General features: G+C 62.2%; 1 pseudogene. It reads right to left on the reverse strand.

The annotated features are described in order from the left end of the window. Positions 1 to 129 precede the first annotated feature (129 nt). Positions 130 to 646, reverse strand: a pseudogene (locus tag E1958_RS20635) (transposase); the annotation flags it as partial.

Consider the following 646-nt stretch of genomic DNA (forward strand, 5'->3'; position numbering starts at 1 on the left):
CCCGCGTAGGGCGGGACAGGCCAGGGACGGCCGCATCCCGCCTTTGATTCTGGAGGGATGCGAAAGGCGGGATGCGCTGCGCTTTCCCGCCCTACGGTCCTCACAGCGAACCCTAACCACTTGACCCTATCACGCCGCCTGTTTGGCTACAAACACCGCTCGCGCAGCCCGGATGCCACGCAGATACTTGGCCTGACGCCGGGCGCAGAGATCCGTGAGCGATGTTGGTGCGCCGACCGCCGTTCCGAACGCCTTGAGAAGACGTTCAGAATAGCCGATAAATTGCTCCCCATTGATGCCCAAGCGCACGAGGATCTTGGGTTCTTGCACCTTGATGTACCCAGGCTTATCTGCACGTAACGCCCGGCTCGTCCAATCGACCAGCTCCAAGTAGTCTTCGAAGGCAAACGGCACCGCCCAAGGAGTCCGCGCAGTGGCATCAAAGGGCATCAGCAGGGCTTGGGGTAAGCCGTGCGTTTCGGCCTCTGGTCGTAACCGCTCCCCATTGAGCATTACCTCAGGATCTTTAGTGGTTGCGGTCTCCTGCGAGCCGGCTTCGGACCCGACTCCCTCCGGCAACCCGACAACGCGCTCCTGAATCGAGGTGTAGTCCGAGGTCTCCGGCGTTTCGGCCAGCCCGGCCCGT

Origin of the sequence: Candidatus Thiosymbion oneisti (assembly GCF_004359955.1) — a bacterium.
GTDB lineage: Bacteria > Pseudomonadota > Gammaproteobacteria > Chromatiales > Chromatiaceae > Thiosymbion > Thiosymbion oneisti.